The following is a 22,765-nucleotide window of genomic DNA, read 5'->3' as shown; positions in this document are numbered from 1 at the left end:
AAATAAAACACATAAAACAAGATGTTTTAAATGTGCAAAAGAATTCGAAGGAGTATGGGGCTATGCTGAGGGATTCATCACCAACAATATCTACAACAAATTCACCTGAAACAACCCAATCTAAAACCAACCCAGTCAAAGCCGATGTCGATGCTCCACATATATGGCAAAGCGCTCAAATTTCTTTGTTGCCTACGCCGGATTTAAACTTTACTGATGAAGCCACGGCACGGCACAGCTTGCGTGATTATTTCCTCAATACTTTTGACAGCTATGAACGGCTGTTTGACTGTCTGAAAAATAATGCAGCCTATTACCTTAAACCCATCTCTTTACGTCATCCGCTGATTTTTTATTTTGGCCATACGGCGACTTTTTTTATCAATAAACTGCTGCTCAGCAAACTAATCAGCAATCGTTTGAACCCGCAGCTGGAAAGCATTTTTGCTGTCGGGGTCGATGAAATGAGCTGGGACGATCTGAATGAGCAGCATTATGCCTGGCCGAGTGTAGAAGAAGTCCGAGCTTATCGTACTCAGGTCAGGACACTGGTACTAAATCTGATTAAGCATGCCCCTCTGACTTTACCCTTGAACTGGCAACATCCGTGGTGGTCGATCCTCATGGGCATTGAACATGAACGGATTCATCTTGAAACTTCATCAGTCCTGATTCGCCAGCAGCAGCTGGACTATGTATACAATCATCCGCAGTGGCATGCCCAGATCATCACGGGCATTGCGCCGGAAAATACCCTACTTGCTGTTCCTGCAGGACAGATCAACCTGAACAAAACTTTCGAGAGTAACTTTTATGGCTGGGACAATGAATATGGCCAGCATCAGGCGGATGTGGCCGCTTTTGAGGCTTCACAATATCTGGTCTCCAATCAGGAATTCTTCAGTTTTGTGGAAGATGGGGGTTACTCAACTGACCGCTACTGGACAGCAGAAGGACAAGCCTGGCTGAAATTCTCTCAAGCTACGCACCCCAGCTTCTGGAGAAGAACCCTTGATGGCTGGTCACTGCGGCTGATGCTGGAGGAAATCCCCATGCCTTGGGACTGGCCGGTAGAAGTGAATTATCTTGAGGCTAAAGCTTTCTGCAACTGGAAAGCCGAAAAAACCGGTCAAAGTATTCGCTTGCCAACAGAAGATGAGTGGTATCGGCTCTATGATGTGGCCGGTTTGGATCCTGACCTGCCCAGTCCAGAACAGGCCAATATCGAACTGAAATATGGAACCAGCCCCTGCCCGGTCAATCATTTTCAGCAGGGTGATTTTTTTGATATTCAGGGCAATGTCTGGCAATGGACTGAAACCCCGATTTACCCTTTTGACGGTTTTCAGGTGCATCCGATCTATGATGATTTCAGCACCCCAACCTTTGACGGGCAACACAATCTAATCAAAGGCGGTTCCTGGATTTCGGCTGGCAATGAGGCTTTGCACAGCTCTCGTTATGCTTTTCGCCGACATTTTTTCCAGCATGCCGGATTCCGCTATGTCGCTGCCTCCCAAAAACTTCAACAGTTTCAATCGCAGTATGAAACTGACCAGATGATCTCGCAATATTTAGAATTTCAGTACGGTGCAGAATATTTTAACGTGCCCAATTTCGCCCAAAGCCTGATTAACCTTGCACAACCTTATTTAAAGAATATTGTGACAGAGAAGGCACTGGATATCGGTTGTGCCACAGGTCGGGCCAGCTTTGAACTGGCAGCTTATTTTGATCAGGTCACAGGACTGGACTTTTCCGCGCGCTTTATTCAGCAGGCGGTACAGCTGGCACAAGGTGAAACGCTACATTATACCCTGCCAATTGAAGGTGAACTGATGGAATATAAAGCCTGTAACTTAAAAGAGTTGGGTCTAGATACCTATGCAGATCGGGTCGAATTTTTCCAGGCCGATGCCTGCAATTTAAAACCTCATTTTACTGATTACAATTTTATTCTGGCTGCAAATTTGATTGACCGCCTGCATCATCCCAAAGATTTCTTAGCCGAAATCCATCAACGTTTAAAACTGGGAGGCATTTTAATGCTGGCCTCCCCCTATACGTGGCTGGAGGAACATACTTCACCTAGTGAATGGCTCGGTGGTTTTAAAAAAGATGGGGAAAACTTCAGTACGCTAGATGGCATGACTGAACTTTTAAAAGAACACTTTGAAATGCTCGATGAACCTCAGGATGTGGCATTTGTGATTCGTGAAACCGCACGTAAATATCAACATACGTTATCTCAAGTGACGCTATGGAAACGGGTAAAATAAACCCTTTATCAAAAAAGCCAATCTGAGGATTGGTTTTATTTCGCTTTGATCTTTATTGAATCACTGAATCTTCATGTAAGGATTCATTCAACTGGTCAACAATAATGGCCCATGAACCATCGGATTTAATTTTTTCTGCTAAAAACTGGCGCTGTGCTTCAGTCCAATATTCCGCTTCAGTAATTTTGGTCTGAGCATTGAGCTGATGCGTGGCAATAAACAGGGCAATCGCCTCTTCACTGGAATCTAACCCTAACTGCTCAAAAAGATTGGTCATTCTTGGACGTGTTTGGCTCATTCTTCTCTCCTATTGTTCTTCAATTTCAAACTATAAATTTTATTTTTTACCCTTTTGCTTTCAGTCTACTATACGGTAAAGGCATAATCATAGTAAGGCTTATTTTATCGTCCCTTAGTCGATATAAAACATTCCATCCGGTTTAGTAGATCGGTAGACACTATCTACAAACATGCAAGGATTTCGGTGCAATCCTTTTTTATTTTTAACTTTTAAAGCAGAGAGAATAACCATATTCCATACAGCTCTCCCCTCCATCAAAACAAATTGCCTAAATCGACCAGTCCTGAATTTCCCAGTTTTGCGCTTTGGCCAAAGCCTCCAAACGCTCATCCGGATTGACCACAATGGCATGATCGGCATATTCCAGCAGGAAACGGTCATTAAATGAATCCGAATAGGCCCATGACTCATCAATATCGCGCCCTTGCAGCCATTGTTCCAGACGGATCAATTTACCCTTTTGATAACATGCAGTATTGATGACTTTACCGGTATATTTGCCATCCACCACTTCTGCATTGGTGGCAATAATTTCAGTAATACCAAACTCGTGAAAAATCGGTGCCGTAATAAAATCGGAGGTTGCGGTAATCCCGACCAGCTCGTGTCCTGCATCACGGTGTTTTTGAATGGCAGCAAAACCTTCTGGGCGCATTTGTGGACGAATGACCTTTTTCATGAATAATTCATGTAATTCAGTCAAATAATCATTATCATGCTGGGTTAAAAATTCAAAGACGAATTCGTTATAGGCAATCGGGTCAAGTTGCCCTGCTTTATAGTCTTCATAAAACTTGTCATTCATTTGACGGTGTCGGATTGGATCGACTAAACCCTCGTTTACTAAAAACTCACCCCATGAATAATCTGAATCGGTATTTAATAAGGTGTGGTCGAGGTCAAATAAAGCCAATTTCATGAAAATACTCGTAAAAACTGAAATTTAAGAAAAAAATTGTAAATCTATCTCCGCTAGTCGATAGAAATTCGTTAAGATCATAGCAATTTTTAACATTTAAGCTGTGCTTTTTTTCGAGATGGATATAGAAATAACAATCCCCGAACAAAAAGCCATACATTACAGAAGATTTAGGTAGCCAAATGATCGACTCAGAAGGTTTCCGACCGAATGTCGGGATCATTTTGGCAAACGACATTGGACAAGTTTTATGGGCAAAACGCATTGGACACAATGCTTGGCAATTTCCGCAAGGAGGGATCCAGTTTGGAGAATCCCCCGAACAGGCACTTTATCGTGAGCTGAGAGAAGAAGTTGGCTTATTGCCCGAACATGTTCAAATTGTAGCGCAAACAAAAGGTTGGCTGCGTTATCGTTTGCCGCAAAGATATATACGCCCGGATTCGGACCCGGTGTGTATTGGTCAAAAACAGAAGTGGTTTTTACTCAGGCTGACAGCGCCAGCAAAGCATATTCAGCTGGACCTGTCAGACCCACCAGAGTTTGACCAGTGGCAATGGGTAAGTTACTGGTACCCATTAGGTCAGGTCGTGAATTTTAAACGCGATGTATACCGAAGGGCGATGGTGGAACTGTGTCAGCAGTTACCCTCGCTCTAGCTCGAAAAAATTGCATGAAAATGCAGATTTTTTAGTAGCATGTTGTTATAAATAAAAACAGTTTTAAACTTATTTTGGAGCAGATTTTATGTCGAATATGCAACTGGACACCTTAAGACGCATTGTGCAAGAAATCAATGCGTCCACCAGTTTGCATGAGTCACTCGACATCATGGTCAATCAGGTTGCTGAAGCCATGCACGTGGATGTCTGCTCCATTTATCTACTCGATGAGCGTAACCAGCGTTATCTGCTCATGGCATCTAAAGGGTTAAATCCTGAAGCTGTGGGGCATGTTTCCTTACATACCAGCGAAGGTCTGGTGGGACTGGTGGGACAACGCGAAGAAATCGTCAATCTGGATAATGCACCGAAGCACGAACGCTTTATGTACCTGCCTGAAACCGGAGAGGAAATTTATAATTCCTTCCTGGGTGTTCCGGTGATGTACCGCCGTAAGGTTATGGGCGTATTGGTAGTGCAAAATAAGGAACCGCAAGATTTTAGCGAAGCAGCGGAATCGTTCCTGGTCACCCTGTGTGCCCAGCTGTCCGGTGTGATTGCTCATGCCCATGCCGTCGGCAATATCGATGTGTTCCGCAAGCCAAGCAATCTGCCTGCTTATAAAACCTTTCAGGGCGTTTCCGGTTCAGGCGGGATTGCTTTAGGGCGTGCGGTAATTCTCTACCCGCCTGCAGATCTGGCGGCTGTACCTGATCGTGAAGCAGATGACATCAGTGAAGAACTAGAACTTCTGGATGCCGCATTAAATGCAGTGCGTCAGGAAATTCAGGCACTGGATGAAAAAATGCAGGATGCCTTAATGGCTGAAGAACGGGCTTTATTTAGCGTGTTCTTGCGCATGCTGGATGAAAATTCCCTGCCTGCTGAAATTAAGGCTGAAATCCGCGATGGTAACTGGGCACAGGGTGCAGTCCGTATTGTCATTGATAATCACATTGCCCTGTTCGCACAAATGGAAGATGACTATTTACGCGAACGTGTGTCCGACCTGAAAGATCTCGGTCGCCGTATTCTGGCATTTTTACAGGAAGCCGATGCCAGCCATCGTGAACTGACCGATGAAAGCATTCTGATCGGGGAAGACATTTCAACCGCGGCACTGGTTGAATTACCGGTGGATAAAATTGCCGCAATTGTCACCACCGAAGGTGCCATGAACTCACATATGGTGATTGTGGCACGTGCACTGGGCATTCCAACTGTAGTCGGTGTGACTGAACTGCCAATCAATACCCTAGATGATGTGGAGATGATTGTCGATGCCCATCAGGGACGGGTGTTTATCAATCCGCCGCGCCGTTTACGTACACGCTATAAAGAAATCCAGAAAGAAGAAGAACAGCTGGCGAAAGACTTAAAACAATACGAAACCAAAGATGCCATTACGCCTGATGGTGTGGCAGTCAAACTGTATGTGAATACCGGTTTAATGATTGATGTCGTTCGCGGGGTACAGCGTGGTGCTAAAGGCGTAGGTTTATACCGCTCTGAAATTCCGTTTATGTTGCGTGATCGCTTCCCTGGTGAAGAAGAGCAGCGTGCCATTTACCGCCAGCAGCTCAGTCACTTTGCCAATAAACCTGTGGTGATGCGTACCCTCGACATTGGTGCAGATAAAGATTTACCGTATTTCTCGATTGAAGAAGAAAACTCGGCGCTGGGCTGGCGCGGCATCCGTTTTACCCTGGATCATCCTGAAATTTTCTCTTCCCAGATTCGTGCCATGCTGAAAGCCAGTATTGGTCTGAATAACCTGCATATTTTGCTGCCCATGATCACCAGTGTCAGTGAAGTGGAAGAAGCCCTCTATCTGCTGGATCGTGACTGGACCGCAGTGCAGGAAGAAGAACAGGTTAAAATTACCAAACCCAAAATTGGCATTATGGTTGAAGTACCGAGTGTGCTATTACAGATTGAAGAATTTTCTGAGCTGGTGGACTTCTTCTCGGTGGGTTCAAATGACTTGACCCAGTATTTACTTGCTGTAGACCGTAATAATCCTCGGGTTGCCAATGTCTACTCCCACTTCCACCCTGCCGTCTTACGCGCTTTAAGCCGTTTGGTTCAGGAATGTCATAAATATGACAAACCGGTGAGCATTTGTGGAGAAATGGCTGGCGACCCATTGGCGGCTGTGCTGCTGATGGCGATGGGCTTTAATACCCTGTCGATGAGTTCAAGCAATATTTTGCGGGTGCGTAAGGCCATTTGTCATGTGCCGATGAGCGATGCACAGGAACAACTGGAACGTGTATTAAAAATGAGTAATCCACTAATGGTGAAAAGCTGGATGGAGTATTATTTCAAGACCCATGGTCTGGGCGATATGGTGAAATCGGCAACCCGTATTGTGGGTGCTTAATTCTATTCAGATGTAAGAAAATACAGTGAAATAAAAAGGGAGATAGTCATTTGAGTATCTCCCTTTTTTGTGCTTGTCATAGCCACGTTTTGCATTTTTCTTGCGGTCCACAAAGACCTGGCTTTTGTTAACCTCATGCATGTGTTTTGCCACAAAGTTGTGAATCACAACCTCTGGCAGAGCTTTTTTCTTTGCCATTTTACTCACCTGTTTTCATTCACCATCCAGATTGGATAGCAAGCTGATATTACGCTTTTTTGTATAGAATTCAAGCAGTTTTTCAGATTAGATAGAATTATTAAAAAATCATTTATTTCATATACTTAATATCATATTTTAAGTACTTACCCGGACTCAGTATTAGAATTTCGGCATATTTAAAAAATGCATAGCCAAATAGCCCAGAAAAAGCAGCCAGATTAAAATGATCATAGCTGCCGCCCAGCGATTGACCGGCCGTTCTGCCAATAACGAGGCACGAATTCTGCAATCTTCGATGATTTCTTTTGGTGTCAGCTTCATCACCAATAACAGTCCCAAGGGCACAATAATAAGATCATCCAGATAGCCCAGCACTGGAATAAAATCGGGAATCAGATCAATCGGCGATAGCGCATATGCCGCAATCATCAGTGCCAGTATTTTGATCCAGACAGGTGTGCGCTGGTCTTTAGCAACCAGCCAAACCACCAGAACGTCTTTTTTAATGGTTTTGGCCCATTGTTTAATTTTTTGATACATACCGGTACTGAAAATCAAAAATTTATAAATGACATGTTAAATAAGTTTTCTTAAATGAATATAAATTTTGCAGTTTCAACCTTATGCTTGTGCAAGCCTGAGCAAAGTAGAATTGAGAGAAGCGAATAGAGATCTGGCTAATATATAAATGAATCCCTAATTTAAAATGAAAATCCCCTCTCCTTTTAGGAGATGAGTAGCACGGCTACGCAAGGGAGAGGTATAAAAATAATTTAACTTGCCAAAGCCCTTTCCAGCACCCGCTCTACATCCACCTGCTTCGCGGCAATCATCCCCACCACTCTCCCATGAAACTTGCTGTAGCGGGACTTGATAAATCCGTTTGCGACAAAATCAGGTGAATAGCGTTTCAACAAGACCGCTTGGGCTAAAATGACTAACCGGCTGACCAGACTGCGTCCCATAAATTGCAGCTCATCTGCAGGCTGCTGAAACAGTTTAAACAGTTCTTGCAGTTCCTGTTTTAGGGTTTCATCTTGCATTGCAATTGATGCCAGATATTTAAACAATAACTCAATGGATTCAGGTTCACGACCAATGGCACGCAATACATCGAGGCACATGACATTACCTGAACCTTCCCAAATAGTATTCACCGGGGCTTCTTTAAAAATACGCGCCATGATGCCGTTATCGACATAACCATTGCCGCCAAACACTTCCATCATCTCGCCAGTCAATTCGACTGCACGCTTGCAGATCCAGAATTTGGAGGCTGGTGTCATGATACGTTTCCATGCCAGAGACAAAGCATCATCACGTTCATAACAATGTGCCAGATGAAAACTTAAGTGCATCGCGGTTTCGGTTTCCAGGGCTAAATCCGCGAGTACTGCTTGCATCAACGGCTGTTCGACTAAATGTTTACCAAAAGCTTTGCGCTGACGGGTATAGGCAATGCATTGCACCAAAGCCTGACGTAGCATGGCGGTACTGCCCACAGAGCAGGTCAGACGGGTATAATTCGCCATTTCAATAATAGTCGGAATGCCACGACCTGCTTCACCGATCATGATGCCCCAAGCTTCCTTAAATTCGACTTCCGAACTGGAGTTGCTACGGTTGCCGACTTTTTCTTTGAGGCGCTGCACATGAATATGGTTCTTGGTTCCATCCTCCAGCCAGCGCGGGACAAAGAAACAGGCCAAGCCATCCTGCTCAGTTTTCGCCACCACCAGATGTGCATCACACATCGGAGCTGAGAAAAACCATTTATGCCCGGTCAGCAAATAAGCCTGCCCTCGACCTGATTCCCTAACGGGTACGGCAAAGGTTTCATTGGCACGCACATCGGAACCACCCTGCTTTTCGGTCATGCCCATACCGAGCCAGATCGACTTTTTCTGTGCAATCGGTAGGTCACGTTCGTCATATTCGGTAGATAATAGTTTCTCGCCAATCTTGGCCCACAGTTCAGGTTCACGCTGAATCAGGGGAATACTGCCAAGGGTCATTGAAGTTGGGCACAGACTGCCACACTCAACCTGCCCACTTAGGTAAAAACGTGCTGCCCAGTCCACCCATTTGGCAGATGATTCTGCATGGTTAAACGGATGGGCATGGCTGTCGAACTTGCGATTTAAAGCCATCCATTTGTGCCAGGCAGGATGAAACTCAATGTAGTCTTTACGGCGTCCACGGGCATCGAAGGCATGTAAAATAGGCGTGTGCTTATTGGCTAAATCGGCATATTGATAATATTCGGCTAATCCCACCACTTTACCCATATCACACAAGGTTGCTTGATCATGGCTGCCATAACGCTTCAATATTTCATGTAAAACCGTATCTGATGAAAATAAATTGTAATCTTGCAGTTCGTCAAACTGGTTGCTGATTTGATGGGTCATCCATGCCTGATTAGATATATGCATCGTCTATATTTCCTGCTTGTTGTTCTGGGCTTTTCATTCCAGTATAGAGAAAAAATAGCCACGGGATGTTCGGCTTTGTTGGGTCAAACTTTTTATGAAAAATCCACAGATTCAAGTACGGCGTAAGCCGCGTCAGTCCAGAGCCAAGCTGACACAGGAAGCCTTGCAGGACAGTTTTGTTCGGCTTTTGCATGAGCGTGCTGCACATGACATTACCATTCGGGAAATTACCGATTTGGCCGGTGTAGGCTTGGGCACGTTTTATGAATATTTTTCTAAAAAGGAAGATTTGGTTGCGCTGACCATTCACAGACACGTAAAAAACAATGCCGAGGACTTAAAAACTTATGCACACAGCCTGATCAAGTTATCCACAGATTTGGCTTTGCAGTATTATTTAAAGCAGGTGATTCATTACCAACTTGAGCAGATTCAGGCGCAGCAGTTTTTATGGGCACAGACGTTTTTTCTGGAACGGCAGATTTCGAATATTGAGAGTTATAGAAAGAGTTATGAGATGATGGTGCAGATGTGGCAAAGCATTCTTACACCTTTTATTCAGGATACTGAACAGCTGAAACGGATGAGTTTAAATGTGCAGCGAGTCTGCTATGGCTTTGTGTCGCAGACTTTGTTGGTGGAGCCTGATTTTGGGGAGTGGAATGAGTTGGAGGGGGATATTATCCAAACTTTGATCAACTTAACTTCTATCTAGTAGAAATGTTCTTTTTTAAAGTTAAAGATCCTTTTTTATTGGCAATAACATATCAAAGCCGCTCATAAAAAAACTGACTTATTTCAAAGCCGGATTTTTACGTTTTTTGTACAGTATTAATTTTTTAAGTTACTGATATTTAAATCAATATAAAAGTACACTTCGTATAACATCTATAATGCTAAATGGATGGATTATTCCAAGCCTTATCTAATTAAAAAGCATTTACAAAACTGATTTCTGTTTATTTTATACACTAATTAAAATAGAATCAGATAAATTATTTTTTTTACTTTATAAATATGAAAAATATAATAAAAATAGCTGTAATTTTTTTATCCTTTTCAATAGCTAAGGCTGAAATAATATATAGTGAACAAGTTGCGAAAAAATGTATAGGGATGGGAAAGATGTCAGATCTCATCTACAGATCTAGGATAGAAGAAAAATTATCAAAAGATGAAGTAATAGCTAAAATTATCAGTCTTATAAATAACACTCCGAATTTTCCTGATCCCCAAGAATTTATTAGAATAAGTAATAATATTATTGATAAGGTTTATCAATATCCTAAACCTAAGAACTATGAATTAAAACTTCAACAAATTAATAGCTTAAGAGTAGAAACAGTTGAGAATTGCCTAGGGAAAATATAGCTTAAACAGAATAAGAGTTCTTATGCTGAAAAATTATGTTGAACAATACATCATTGAAATAAAAACCCATAAATGAATAGCTACTAATTATGTAAACATCTTATAGTTTTTCTAAAATTAACATCATACACCTCATACAAAAGCAACTAAATAATATCAATAACTTATAATCAATAAAAAGCTGAATGGTTAAAAATTCAGGTTTTACATGAGGTATCAATGTTTCACAAAAAAACCGCCCCTCAAGGCGGTTTTTTACATCTCAATGTAAATTATTTTTTCACATCAAAACGATCTGCATTCATCACTTTGGTCCAGGCAGCAACAAAGTCTGTCACGAATTTTTCTTTGTTATCATCTTGCGCATACACTTCTGCATAGGAACGAAGAATCGAGTTCGAACCAAACACCAAATCTACACGTGTTGCCGTCCATTTCGCTGTGCCCGTTGCACGGTCTACAATCTCATAACGGTTTTTACCGACCGGTTTCCAGTTGTATGCCATGTCAGTTAAATTCACGAAAAAGTCATTGCTCAGCACACCAACTTTATCCGTGAATACACCCTCTTTCGCGCCACCGTAGTTCGTGCCAAGTACACGCATACCACCAACAAGTACCGTCATTTCCGGTGCAGTTAAACCCAATAACTGGGCACGGTCTAACAGCAATTCTTCAGGTTGCGCAATGTAGTCTTCTTTTAGCCAGTTACGGAAACCGTCGTGCTTCGGCAACAAGTCTTCAAATGAATAGACATCAGTTTGTTCCTGGGTGGCATCCCCTCGTCCCGGCGTGAATGGAACTTGAATATCCACACCCGCAGCCTGAGCTGCTTTTTCAACAGCAGCCGTACCGCCCAGTACAATCAGGTCGGCAATGCTGACTTTCTTCTCAAGACCGGCCTGAATTTCTTCAAGTTTCGCCAACACTTTCGCCAAACGTTCAGGTTCGTTACCTACCCAGTCTTTTTGCGGAGCGAGACGGATACGCGCACCGTTCGCACCACCACGATAGTCGGAACCACGGAAAGTACGCGCGCTGTCCCAAGAGGTGTTGATTAACTCGGCTGTGCTTAAACCGCTGTTCAGCAATTTCGCTTTGAGGTCTTCAATTTCCGCTTCAGACAACACGTAGTTCACCGATGGAATCGGGTCTTGCCAGATTAGATCCTCAGCAGGAACATCGGCACCTAAATAACGCGATTTTGGCCCCATGTCACGGTGAGTCAGCTTGTACCATGCACGCGCAAACACTTCAGCAAAATAAGCTGGGTCTTTATAGAAACGCTCAGAGATTTTACGATACTCAGGATCAATTTTCAGTGCCATATCGGCATCGGTCATCATCGGGTTACGGCGGACATTCGGGTTGTGTGCATCAACAGGTTTGTCTTCATCTTTGATGTTGATCGGTTCCCATTGTTTCGCGCCTGCCGGGCTGAGGGTTTTTTCCCACTCATAGGTGAACAATAAATAGAAGAATTCATTGTCCCATTTGGTTGGATGCGTGGTCCAAGCCCCTTCCAGGCCACTGACCATGGTATTGGCACCGTTACCTGTACCTTCAGGGTTATGCCAGCCTAGGCCCTGGAATTCGACATCTGCACCTTCAACGTCTTTACCAAGCAATTCAGCCTTGCCGTTACCGTGTGCTTTACCAATGGTGTGACCACCTGCAGTCAAGGCCACAGTTTCTTCGTCATTCATGCCCATACGGTCGAAGGTTACACGCATATCCTGTGCAGTACGCAGCGGATCCTGTACACCATCTACCCCTTCAGGGTTGACATAAATGAGGCCCATCTGCACGGCAGCAAGCGAATTGTCTAATGACTTACGGTCCTGATCATTTTCATAACGATTTTTGGTGGCATCCAGCCATTTCTTTTCAGAACCCCAATTGACGTCTTTTTCAGGATGCCAGATGTCTTGACGACCGCCACCGAAACCAAAGGTTTTCAGACCGGCTTCTTCATACGCCACTGTACCGGCCAGGATGATCAGATCGCCCCAGGAAATTTTATTGCCATATTTACGCTTAATCGGCCAAAGCAGACGGCGGCCTTTATCGGTGTTAACGTTATCTGGCCAGCTGTTGAGTGGCGCAAAACGCTGGTTACCGGTATTGGCACCGCCACGACCGTCCTGCTTACGGTAAGAACCTGCCAAATGCCAGGCAGTACGCACGAACATGCCAATGTAGCTGCCATAGTCCGATGGCCACCAGTCCTGGCTGCTGTTAATCAGTTCGCGTAAATCCTGTTTCACTGCTTCTAAATCCAGTGAATTGAATGCCTTGGCATAATCAAAATCCGGGTCCATCGGATTGGTTTTTTTATCGTGTTGAGCAAGAATGTCAAGATTTAGAGCATTCGGCCACCAAGCCGCATTTGAGCTGGCGGCATTGGTATTCGCACCTTCTTGGTGGAACGGGCATTTCCCTGCAGTTTTCGTATCATTATTCATATCTGAGCTCCAAATTAATCATAAAATGACGATTGTCATGAACCGTTAAAAATTTCTAACTCATCATCAAAATAGCTGTTTTTTATGACAATAGAAAGCAAGTTATACGAATGAAAACGATCGAAAAAGCCTATTCTAAAACGGGCTTAAAAACAGGATTTATCAACCCTCACAACAAGAGATCAAATTTTTAGAACTGCTTTATCAATTGGTGATAAAGACGATCAGGATTTGAGATTTTGGACAATATTTCTGATTAAAAATAATGTGCTATAGTGAAGTCGTAACAAGCAAGAATACCTCACATCATATCGATCAAGCATGATCGCTATTGCTGAGAACAGACCGTATTTTCTGGAACCTGCCATTCGTGAATCATCAGCCTCTATTGGAAAAACCGCTTCGGCTCATTCAGATCACGCTTGCTGCACTCTGGATTTATCAGGGGTTGGTTCCGAAAATTCTGTTTCAGTCAGCTGCAGAAATCGCCATTTGGCAAAGCATGGGTTTAGAACTCCCTCTGGCAAAAATGGCGGTTACCCTGTCAGGCATAATTGAAATGATGTTTGGCTGTACTTTCCTTATTTGGCAAAAAGCAGCCGTCATCCATCAGCTGAATATTTTAGGTTTAGCCGGATTATTAGTGCTGATTGCGCTCACCAGTCCCTTGCAACTCAGTTAACCCGGTCGTGATGAATATGGCGATGATTTGCCTTTCAATACTTGCTATTCAACTGTTAAAGCTGAGCCAAGCGTCATCTTAAGAAATAAACATCTTAAACAAGATCAAACCACCAGACGCCGTCCTTCGCGAATGCAGTAAAAGGGGGTCATTAATTTGGAGGTATTTTTCATGGCCACTTTTAAGTCCAGTTCGGGCTGTTCCCGGCTTTCATCGGTCAGCTGAAAGGTTCGGTAATGAATCGCCAGCGAACATTTGGAATGTAAATCCTGATGCGCCTGAAAAGCCTCCTGCGGGTTCATATGCATATAGTTCATCAGCTCACGCGGCTGGTAGGAGCCAATCGGTAACAATGAAATACGCGGTGCCCCCAAACGGTTTTGAATCTCTTTAAAATGCGGTGAATAGCCGCTATCTCCGGCAAAGAAACAATGATCTTTTCCGGCTAACACTGAAAAACCACCCCACAGTGCCCGGTTGTGATCGCGCAAGCCGCGACCGGAAAAATGCTGTGCCGGGGTATAAATAATTTTTAAATCCTGCAATAAGGAAGATTGCCACCAGTCCATTTCCAGCACATGAAAAATTTTCGGCAAATACCACGCATTGCCCAGTCCGGTATAAATCGGCATGGCAAATTGATCATGCAGCCATTCCAGGCTGGCCAGATCCATATGGTCATAATGATTATGACTCAGCAGCACCGCATGAATGGTCGGTAATTCTTCCAGGGCAATTCCCGCCGGAATGACCCGCTTCGGACCTTTGCCCTGCTGGGGACTGACATGTTCACACCAGACCGGATCGGTGAGCAGATTATAGGGCCCGATTTGTAACAGTACCGTAGCATGCCCGACAAACCACACTTGCCAGTCGTCTATACTGGCGTTTGGACGGTTCTGGGGAATGGTGCGTTTGCTGGCATGGAATTCGGCTTGTTCTTTGTTTATATCGACATTCCAGGTCGATGACTTGCGGCTAAGCAGCCACTTGATCAGCTCGATCCGTCCACGCCCTGCAGGACTGGGCAAGGCATTGAAGAACCGTTCACCATCATGATGATTGGAATGCATAAACTGAAATGAAGGCTGCCGCCAGGTATGTGACCAGCATGCTTTGGTCGGGAGTTGAAAGTGTAATTGCTCAGGCTTCTGCTTCATGTAGATTCAATTTCTTAGTCTGACCTCAACATTCAAAATCCGGTATTCTGAATGCACTGACATATATATCACGTTTTATTCTAAACGTCCTTGCATACGTTCCAACCACACCTGTTTAGTTTGCGGTTTGATAAACAATGCCACAATTTCCGGATGAATCTGTTTGATTTTCGCTTCAATTCTATTGACGCAAGCTTCGATGTCATCCGAGCTTAAATTATCTTCAAACTCCAAGCTTAACGATGCCAGCACCTGATGCGCGCCCATCTGTTCGGTCAACACGCCATTGGCTGACTGTACTGCTTCATCTTCCTGGGCAATCAGCAAGATATCATTACGCAGTTGCGGATCGGCCGTTTCCCCCAACAATAAACCCTTGGTTTCACGCGCCAGTAAAATGGCAGAAACTGCCAGTACAAGACCAATCAAGATCGAGGCCATGCCATCCAGTTCAGGAATATTCAAGGCATGAGCCAGATAGATGCCGATCAGGGCAATCAACAGACCACATAACGCGGCAGTATCTTCAAACAGTACGGTAAAGGTAGTGGGATCTTTACTGTGCCGAAAAGCCTCGAAATAACCTTGCTTGCCTTTCACCTTACGGAATGCCTTTAAGGCCACCAACCACGAGGTGCCTTCACACAAGATGGCGATGCTTAACACAATATAGTTGATGGTGGGATTCAGCATTGCTTCAGGATGCAGCACATGTTGTATGCCCTGATAAATCGACACAATCGCACCCAGTGCAAAAACCATCAATGCCACAATAAAGGCCCAAAAATACAGCTCACGGCCATAACCAAAAGGATGCTTATAGTTGGCGGGCTGCTGGGATTTTTTCATGCCATACAGCAGCAAAATTTCGTTCAATGTGTCTACCACCGAGTGAATGGCTTCACTGAACATGGCCGAACTGTTGGTGATATAGGCGGCCACAAACTTGACCAGTGCAATCGCCAGATTACCTGCCAGTGCTGCATAGACCACAATCTTATTCGAATCAGACATTCAAATTTGTCCCAGGTGTTTTTTTGTCAAGCGTTGTTATTATCAAATAGATCTATTTGATTTTTATAGCTCTTTGCATAGTACTCAATGTGGTTGTTGTCGTGGTTTATTCTTTTGTTGTTTTTAGCGTAACTGTTGATTATTTCGCCAGTGCGTATATTGATGTTTCATGTGAAACGCTGTGATGAAATATGATGCATTTTCACAATTCACGCAGATTGCAAGCTCATAAAAAGGAAGCCTAAACTTCCTTTTTTTATATTATTTATCCTGCTGTATTAACGCAGCTTAGAAAAATACTGCTGGCGCCATTCTTTCCAGAAATACATCACAATGCCGAACATCACCACCACAATGCCAAAAAAGGCATTCGGACTGATATGTTCGTTATTCAAGGTGGCACCTAAAATCAGGGCAATCACCGGGGTCATGACATTACTCAACGACACGGTCGAGGCATTCAAACGCTTGATCAGCCAGAAATAACACAGCATGGCCACAATGGAAGACATGATCATGGTAAAGATAAAACCAATCATGGCTCGTCCACTTGGCAGCGCCGTTGGAAAATGCTGCCAGATAAATGGAATGATCAGCAGTGAACCCACGGCTGAGACCATCAGTGAACCGGTCGCTTGTGACATCGGTTTGAGTGGAGCATTAATCTGTTTGACCCAGAAAATCGAGCTGATATAAGACACCATGCTAATCAGCATCAACACTACACCAATCGGGTTGACTTTACTGTCGGCAGAATCGGCAAAGACAAAGCTCAGACCGGAAACCGCAATCGCCATACCCAGCCATTGTAGCCAGATCAGTTTTTGCGTTTTTAAAATCACATGTCCAATCAGGCCTGCAATCAGCGGTGAAAAACCAAAGATCAGGGCCATTAACCCGGAAGTCAGATAATTGGCTGCAAGATAGATAAACAGCTGCGCACCAATTAAATTCAGACTGCCCGCCACATAACTTTTTAAAGAAGTCTGATCAAAAGGCAGCGGGTCACGCATCAGCTTTAAAAGGAACAAGGCAATCAGCGACGCGCCAAAATAACGGATGATCAGCACCCACATCGGATGGACTTCCTGCACGCTCCAGACAATTGCCAGTGGCGTAGTGGCCCAGATGAATACCAATAAAGCGTAAATACTTGCCATGACCATCATGGAAGATGAATTTGAACTCATAAATTGCTCAATTAAAATTTATCAAAAAGCAGCGAACCAAATTTATGTTCAAATCCGCAATCAACAACACTGATGGCAGCATGGATGCCGCCTGTGGTACTGGGAGATATAGACATCCCCTCAGCACTACAGAAGATTTTTGTTACTTTTCATCTTTGAAAAATAACAATCACCTATACGAAAATATATTAAATCACACTGACACATGAAGTCATGACAATGGAAGCAAAGACATAAAAAAACAGACCTATGCAAAACATAGGTCTGTCAAAAATATCTCAATAAAACTTAAGCCACTTTGCGTAAATCCAGGCTTAAATCAAGATGTTTTTCTGCTTCAAAAGCGGTATTTTTGCTGATCATTTTTTTCAAATGACGCATTTCTTTTGCGGCATTGACCGTAATACCGGCAACGATTTGACCGTCAGTCACACCATACATCACAAATGAATTGTCTGCACCTTTGGCTGCATCCATTTCACCGCGAACATGCCATTCAGCTGCAGCCATATCGCCCACGAACTGGTAGTTAATGTCGAGTTGATCGGTCCAGAACCATGCCGGATTGGCTTTCGGATGCTCTACACCCATCACATGACGCGCGAAAATACCTGCCTGGAGGTTGGCATTTTCCCAGGTTTCGACACGGCGGTATTCACCATCTTCACGAAGCTGAGTCGCGACATCACCTGCTGCATAAATGTCAGCATTTGAAGTCTGGCAGTTTTCATTAACTTTAACCGCAAAATCAACATCCAGACCAGCCTCAACAGCCAGCTGTGCATTCGGCACGATACCAATACCGTAAATGACCGCATCGGCACGAAGCTCTTCACCACCCTCAAGGGTCACGACAACTTCTTCACCGTCTAACTTGCAGTCTGCAATCTTGGTTTCCAGACGTACATCCACACCGGCACGGCGTTGCTGCGCCAACAAGAATTCGCTAAGGATACGTGGCGATGAACGACCCATCACCATTGGACCCTGTTCAATCACTGTCACTTCACATTCTTTGTAACGTGCAGATGATGCCAGTTCAAGACCAATCACCCCACCACCAATCAACACAATACGTTGACCGGCTTGAAGCACAGGTACCAGTGCTTGTGAATCTTCAAGATTACGCAGGGTATACACATGTTTACCCAGCGCATCAAAGTTTGGCAAACGACGTGCTGCACCGCCTGTTGCAAGCAATAGCTTGTCATAAGCAACAACGTCACCGTTTTGAAGTTCAACTGTATGAGCCTCGGCATTGATTTTAGCAACGCCATTGCCACGAATAGTTGTTACACCAAGTTCAGCCAGTTTCTGTTCTGACAGAATTTCAATCTTGGTTTCTTCAGGTTTTAGAATCACATCCTTGGATAATGGTGGACGCTCATAAGGCAGATGCGTTTCATCACCAATCAAAATGATTTTGCCTTCGTACTTATTGGCACGAAGTTCTAAAATCGCACTTGCACCTGCCTGTCCAGCACCTACAATTACGATGGTTTCGATGTTGCTCATGTCATTAACCTTTTAACTCTGCAGATACGATGCCGAAACCAGCGATCCACTCACTGATGTCTTCGTAGCAATGTGTCGTCATGTCATATTCACCCATTTCATGCAGGGCAGCGAATGCAGCCATCCATGAACGGACTTCCTGACCACCACGGCCACCGTCACGGCGGATGTCAGCTTCAGTCATGGCTTCAAGTGCAGCGAAATCTGCATTCTTGAATTTCTCCAGCAATGCAATATCCCACTCCGGGCTTAATGGTACAGAAACTGAGGTATCCCCTGCAGCAAGCTTCTGTCCTACAGCAATCACTTTGGCCTGACGGGCATTACGTGCTTCAGGGCTTGGGTTACGGCCCGCGATCAGGAATTCTTCCACTTCTGGTGGAACAGAACCCATTTGCGGAGTCGGTGGATCATGTGACAAACCACCAGTACCCAGTACAAGAACACGTTCATTTTCAAGGTTTAAAGACTTGATAAACTGACCTACAGCACGACCTAAAGCGATGGTACGCTTGGTGGTTGGCATGGGTGCTGCAGCGCCATTAATAAAAACTGGAATCGTTGGATAACGATCAAGCTGACCTTCACACAGGAAATGTAAAGGCTGAGTCACACCATGATCCGCCTGCATACGGTATGAGTATGCAACGTCCACACCTTCGTCCAATACGCGGCGAACCAGCGCCAGCGCCTTGTCTTCAGGCACATCAATATGATCATTGTCCTTACCATAATCCCAGTCACCTGCCGCTTTGGCACGAATGCCCACACAGAAACTTGGCATCAGGTCATAGAAGAAACCATTGAAATGGTCTGGACCAAAGGTAATGATCAGGGTTGGGTCGTAAGCTTTGACTTCAGCAGACAATTTCTCAAAAGCAGCACGGACTTTCTGCTCTTTAGACTGATCTTGTGGTGAAGCAAATTCCATTAACGGACTGTGCGAAGCACAAATAAGTTTAACGGCCATGAGAGACTCCTTAAAAGGAAGGCAGCCAGAACAGGCTGCCGATAAGTCCATTTGATTTAGACTAGATTTTTATTCGTCAAAGAAACCGGCACGAGGCTGACGTAAGCCGCGAATTCCCAGACCACATTCTGCATTGATCAGAACACCAGTCAAAGGACGGTTATTTTGACGAGATGCCAACAGCACGTATGAACCCGTCATGTCTTCCGGTTCAGGCAAAAAGTTCAGTGGCATGCCACGTGCAATTTTCTCAGGATCACGCGCATCCAGCAGGCCAAGATTTTCCTGACCTAATGATGCTGCCCCTTTGATATTGACATTCATACCTGACGGTGCAACGGCGTTCACTCGTACTTTAGGCGCAAGCTCGTAAGCCAGTTCTTTCATAATACCCACACCAGCATGCTTGGATGCCGTGTACACAGGGCCTCCGCCTGCCGAGTACAGTGCAGAGTTAGACAAAGTAAATATGATAGAACCTTCAGAAGCTATCAATGCATCCAGCGCAGCTTTGGCACCAAGAATTAAAGACTTGGTGTTAATACCCATGATTTCATCAAAGGCTTTTTCCAGTTGCTCACCCGATGTATTGACGATATCTGCATAATGATCCCAGATACCAGCATTGCCAACGAAACAGTCAAGCTTGCCGAAGCGCTCAACTGTTGCGTTTACGGCACGGACGTTGTCTTCATAGCTGGCTACATCACCGGCAATTGCTAATACTCGATCACCGAAATGGGCTTTCAATGCATCAACTTTTGCCTGTGAACGTTGAAGAACAGCAACTTGTGCACCCTCTTCCAGGAAACGTTCGACCAGTGCCCAGCCTAAGCCTGAACCACCACCCGTAATAAGTGCAACTTCGCCTTGTAGCCAACCCATGATTACTCTCCTGCCATCTCTACAAATAACTGACCATCTTCCACAATCACCGGGAAAGTCTGGATTGGATCAGTTGCTGGTAAGCATAATGCTTGACCAGTTTTCAAACAGAAACGTGCTGAATGCAGTGGACATTCCACAGTGCCGTCATCTTCAAGATAACCTTCCGACATAGAAGCATTACCGTGTGAACAACGGTCGTTCATTGCAAAGAACTCACCGCCATTGTTAAAAACTGCAAGCGCTTCGATACCGTTCACGCCGCAATCCACTTTCAATGCTTCGCCTTCGTCCAATTCGTCAACTTGGCAAACAAAAATCTTATTCATCAGAAGAACACACTCAGGTTATGTGAGGTATAGGTCACTTGGTCTAGGGTGATTTTGCGGTCAAAGATTTGCCAGCCTAAACCACCTTCAACTTTACGGATCTTGTCGTGACGTTTACCACAGTAAATCGTAATATCTTTCTCTTTTTGAGAACGGTAGAGCAGATAAGTCACGTATACATCGTATTCGCCTGCAACTTCAGTTGGTTCAACAATCACGTTGCTCACCATGTGAGTGGTACGTGATGGAGGCTCTTCAGCCCAGGCCATACCCGTTTCCAGACGCGCTACACGGCGTTCCAACAGATGTTTGTTGTCGTTGAACACCCAAGTTGTTGGTGGCTCAACTGAACGACGACGGTCACGGGTTTGTGCGTTTGGCGTGGTACGTAGCGTGTACGAAATATCTTCCGCCATTACGTCCAGCCATTCGCGGAATTTCCAGTCATCCAGCAATTTTGCTTCACGATAAAGGAACTGACTGATTTCGTGATGAAGTTCTAAACTGATTTGACTCATTTCACAAGCTCCTTCTCATATGCTTCAGCTGCTTTCTCAACATCTTCCCATTTTTCATGGATCAGCAGGTCTGCCCAACGGCGGTATAAGCCACGTGCAGCAGTTTCAGAGAAGATGTAGTTGGTAATACCTGGAATACCATCTTCACGTACTTTTTCGTTACCTTTACCCATTTCCATAATGAGTTTGTTTTGACGCGCTTTATAACCACGTAATACTTTTTGAATTTCTACCCAGTTTTCAGAGTCATCTTGCTCAAGGAAACCAGCAGGACCGAAAGCACGGGTTGCAGAACGTTCAAATGCTTCTTTTACGTCTTGTGGTGCGTCAGCATCACAGATACAGAATGCCCAAACTTCAGTTTTGTTTGGACCACGTGGGTGCCATACACGAAGTGTTGCAGTACCGTTCAACCAAGACAATGTCGGGAACATGGTGTTGTGACCAGCAAGGCGTAGCGCACGGATTTCACCTAAACGGTCTTTTACTTCTTCATAAGTTTCACGGAAGTAGTTTGCTACTTCACCGTCTACCCAAACGTTTGCATCTGGTTTTTCAGTGAAGAAGAAGCCTGAACCATGGCCACGTTGACCGTATTGAAGAGCATCTTTCGCTGTTTCCCAAACTGGACGGGCCGTTTGTGCCGCACCTAACTGTTTAGACGCGTCATCATCCGGTTTTGCACCAAGAACTTGTACCGCAGATGCGTGAGAGAACAATGCATGGTATTGGTCAGATGCAAACTGTTCAGCAGCAAATTTCCAGTTACACTCGATTTCCCACTTGTGTACACCACCAACGATGCAAGTACCGCCAGGACGACGATCAAGAACACCATCCAGGTACCAAGCGATGTCACCCATGTATTCTTCTAGGTCAGGTGTTGTTTCATCCCAGCAGCCAAATACCAGGCCTTTGTAAGATTTAACACGGTTAACTTCTACCAGACCCCATTGCTCTTTACATGCACCCTGTGGGTAAGCACGCTCTTCAAGCGGGATGTCTTTTAAAGAACCGTCAATACCGTAAGACCAGCCGTGGTATGGGCAAGTAAATGCACGCGTATTACCACAGTCTGCGAAGCTTACGCGCATAGAGCGGTGACGACATTGGTTTAAAAATGCTTTGATTGAACCGTCTTTTTGACGTGCCACAATAATCGGATCTTCACCCATGTAGGTATTGAAGAAGTCACCCGCCTTAGGAATCTGGCTTTCATGACAAAGGAATAACCATGTACGACCAAAAACGCGTTCAAGTTCTAGTTCATATAGATCTGGGTCTGTATAGATAGATGGCGAGATACGTCCATTTTGTGCATCGACTAAAGCGTCGATTTCGCGCACATCAATTTTTCCACTCATGAAAAGCTCTCCTGTGACCAGTAACGGCACAAAGTAAATAGACTCAACTTTTCAGCGATAATGGATTTTTAGCCAGTTTTGGGGAAATATTTTTTTTGTTTCAATTAAGATATTTTATGAAT

The 22,765-nt window shown here is 44.4% G+C and carries 20 protein-coding genes and 1 pseudogene; 6 read left to right on the top strand and 15 right to left on the bottom strand.

The genetic code is table 11. The annotated features are described in order from the left end of the window. Nucleotides 1-62: 62 nt before the first annotated feature. Nucleotides 63-2,279, top strand: a complete 2,217-nt coding sequence (gene ovoA / locus B9T38_RS02605; protein ID WP_086195303.1) for a 5-histidylcysteine sulfoxide synthase — start codon at nt 63-65, stop codon at nt 2,277-2,279. 52 nt (nt 2,280-2,331) lie between these two features. On the opposite strand, the gene B9T38_RS02600 is transcribed toward ovoA, so the two are convergent. Beyond that, on the bottom strand, nt 2,332-2,577 hold the full coding sequence (locus B9T38_RS02600) for a DUF2789 domain-containing protein (protein WP_086195302.1): 246 nt from the start codon (nt 2,575-2,577) through the stop codon (nt 2,332-2,334). A 271-nt stretch (nt 2,578-2,848) separates the two neighbouring features. Then, a complete protein-coding gene (locus tag B9T38_RS02595) occupies nt 2,849-3,499 on the bottom strand; it encodes an HAD family hydrolase (protein ID WP_086195301.1) in 651 nt (216 codons plus the stop codon). A 182-nt stretch (nt 3,500-3,681) separates the two neighbouring features. Between B9T38_RS02595 and B9T38_RS02590 the strand changes: the two genes are divergently transcribed. Both B9T38_RS02590 and ptsP read left to right on the top strand, forming a co-directional pair. Further along, on the top strand, nt 3,682-4,158 hold the full coding sequence (locus B9T38_RS02590; protein ID WP_086195300.1) for an RNA pyrophosphohydrolase: 477 nt from the start codon (nt 3,682-3,684) through the stop codon (nt 4,156-4,158). 88 nt (nt 4,159-4,246) lie between these two features. Beyond that, nucleotides 4,247-6,544 carry a phosphoenolpyruvate--protein phosphotransferase gene (gene ptsP / locus B9T38_RS02585; protein ID WP_086195299.1) on the top strand — a complete coding sequence of 766 codons (2,298 nt, stop codon included), beginning with the start codon at nt 4,247-4,249 and terminating at the stop codon, nt 6,542-6,544. A gap of 6 nt (nt 6,545-6,550) precedes the next feature. Here ptsP and B9T38_RS02580 read toward each other — a convergent pair whose 3' ends face one another. The 3 genes from B9T38_RS02580 to B9T38_RS02570 form a co-directional block, all read right to left on the bottom strand. Next, nucleotides 6,551-6,742: a DUF7230 family protein gene (locus B9T38_RS02580; RefSeq protein WP_086195298.1), complete on the bottom strand. Its 192-nt coding sequence runs from the start codon at nt 6,740-6,742 to the stop codon at nt 6,551-6,553. Nucleotides 6,743-6,904: 162 nt separating this feature from the next. Continuing rightward, nucleotides 6,905-7,285, bottom strand: a complete 381-nt coding sequence (locus B9T38_RS02575) for a YkvA family protein (protein WP_086195297.1) — start codon at nt 7,283-7,285, stop codon at nt 6,905-6,907. Between the two features lie 233 nt (nt 7,286-7,518). Continuing rightward, on the bottom strand, nt 7,519-9,180 hold the full coding sequence (locus B9T38_RS02570) for an acyl-CoA dehydrogenase family protein (protein WP_086195296.1): 1,662 nt from the start codon (nt 9,178-9,180) through the stop codon (nt 7,519-7,521). A gap of 94 nt (nt 9,181-9,274) precedes the next feature. On the opposite strand from B9T38_RS02570, the gene B9T38_RS02565 reads away from it, so the two are divergent. Both B9T38_RS02565 and B9T38_RS02560 read left to right on the top strand, forming a co-directional pair. Beyond that, a complete protein-coding gene (locus tag B9T38_RS02565) occupies nt 9,275-9,895 on the top strand; it encodes a TetR/AcrR family transcriptional regulator (RefSeq protein WP_086195295.1) in 621 nt (206 codons plus the stop codon). A 302-nt stretch (nt 9,896-10,197) separates the two neighbouring features. After that, the gene (locus tag B9T38_RS02560; RefSeq protein ID WP_086195294.1) at nt 10,198-10,551 is read left to right on the top strand and encodes a hypothetical protein; all 354 of its coding nucleotides are present in this window, start codon (nt 10,198-10,200) and stop codon (nt 10,549-10,551) included. A gap of 272 nt (nt 10,552-10,823) precedes the next feature. On the opposite strand, the gene katG is transcribed toward B9T38_RS02560, so the two are convergent. Beyond that, nucleotides 10,824-13,016, bottom strand: a complete 2,193-nt coding sequence (gene katG / locus B9T38_RS02555) for a catalase/peroxidase HPI (protein ID WP_086195293.1) — start codon at nt 13,014-13,016, stop codon at nt 10,824-10,826. A gap of 370 nt (nt 13,017-13,386) precedes the next feature. Here katG and B9T38_RS02550 point away from each other — a divergent pair. Next, nucleotides 13,387-13,780, top strand: a pseudogene (locus B9T38_RS02550) (DoxX-like family protein). A 22-nt stretch (nt 13,781-13,802) separates the two neighbouring features. Here B9T38_RS02550 and B9T38_RS02545 read toward each other — a convergent pair. The 9 genes from B9T38_RS02545 to hcaE all read right to left on the bottom strand — a co-directional run bounded on the left by B9T38_RS02545 (nt 13,803) and on the right by hcaE (nt 22,643). Next, nucleotides 13,803-14,858 (bottom strand): MBL fold metallo-hydrolase, encoded by a 1,056-nt coding sequence (locus B9T38_RS02545; RefSeq protein WP_086195292.1) that lies wholly within the window; start codon nt 14,856-14,858, stop codon nt 13,803-13,805. 75 nt (nt 14,859-14,933) lie between these two features. Beyond that, complete coding sequence (locus B9T38_RS02540) at nt 14,934-15,872, bottom strand: cation diffusion facilitator family transporter (protein WP_086195291.1); 939 nt, start codon at nt 15,870-15,872, stop codon at nt 14,934-14,936. 278 nt (nt 15,873-16,150) lie between these two features. Continuing rightward, nucleotides 16,151-17,062, bottom strand: coding sequence for a DMT family transporter (locus tag B9T38_RS02535; RefSeq protein ID WP_086195290.1), 912 nt, complete (start codon nt 17,060-17,062; stop codon nt 16,151-16,153). Nucleotides 17,063-17,350: 288 nt separating this feature from the next. Then, entirely contained in the window at nt 17,351-18,577 is a 1,227-nt protein-coding gene (gene hcaD / locus B9T38_RS02530; protein ID WP_086195289.1) for a 3-phenylpropionate/cinnamic acid dioxygenase ferredoxin--NAD(+) reductase subunit, read from the bottom strand. Nucleotides 18,578-18,581: 4 nt separating this feature from the next. Next, the gene (locus tag B9T38_RS02525) at nt 18,582-19,547 is read right to left on the bottom strand and encodes a 3-carboxyethylcatechol 2,3-dioxygenase (protein WP_086195288.1); all 966 of its coding nucleotides are present in this window, start codon (nt 19,545-19,547) and stop codon (nt 18,582-18,584) included. Between the two features lie 69 nt (nt 19,548-19,616). After that, nucleotides 19,617-20,432, bottom strand: coding sequence for a 3-phenylpropionate-dihydrodiol/cinnamic acid-dihydrodiol dehydrogenase (hcaB, locus tag B9T38_RS02520; RefSeq protein ID WP_086195287.1), 816 nt, complete (start codon nt 20,430-20,432; stop codon nt 19,617-19,619). Between the two features lie 2 nt (nt 20,433-20,434). Further along, a complete protein-coding gene (gene hcaC, locus B9T38_RS02515) occupies nt 20,435-20,761 on the bottom strand; it encodes a 3-phenylpropionate/cinnamic acid dioxygenase ferredoxin subunit (RefSeq protein WP_076752998.1) in 327 nt (108 codons plus the stop codon). Continuing rightward, a complete protein-coding gene (gene hcaF, locus B9T38_RS02510; RefSeq protein WP_086195286.1) occupies nt 20,761-21,279 on the bottom strand; it encodes a 3-phenylpropionate/cinnamic acid dioxygenase subunit beta in 519 nt (172 codons plus the stop codon). The genes hcaC and hcaF overlap by 1 nt, the downstream gene beginning before the upstream one ends. Beyond that, nucleotides 21,276-22,643, bottom strand: coding sequence for a 3-phenylpropionate/cinnamic acid dioxygenase subunit alpha (gene hcaE, locus B9T38_RS02505; protein WP_086195285.1), 1,368 nt, complete (start codon nt 22,641-22,643; stop codon nt 21,276-21,278). Before hcaE ends, hcaF begins: the two co-directional genes overlap by 4 nt. Between the last annotated feature and the right edge of the window lie 122 nt (nt 22,644-22,765).

This window comes from Acinetobacter sp. ANC 4218 (genome assembly GCF_002135245.1).
GTDB lineage: Bacteria > Pseudomonadota > Gammaproteobacteria > Pseudomonadales > Moraxellaceae > Acinetobacter.
The sequence above is the reverse complement of the archived record's forward strand: the minus strand, read 5'-3'. Positions and strand labels throughout refer to the sequence as shown.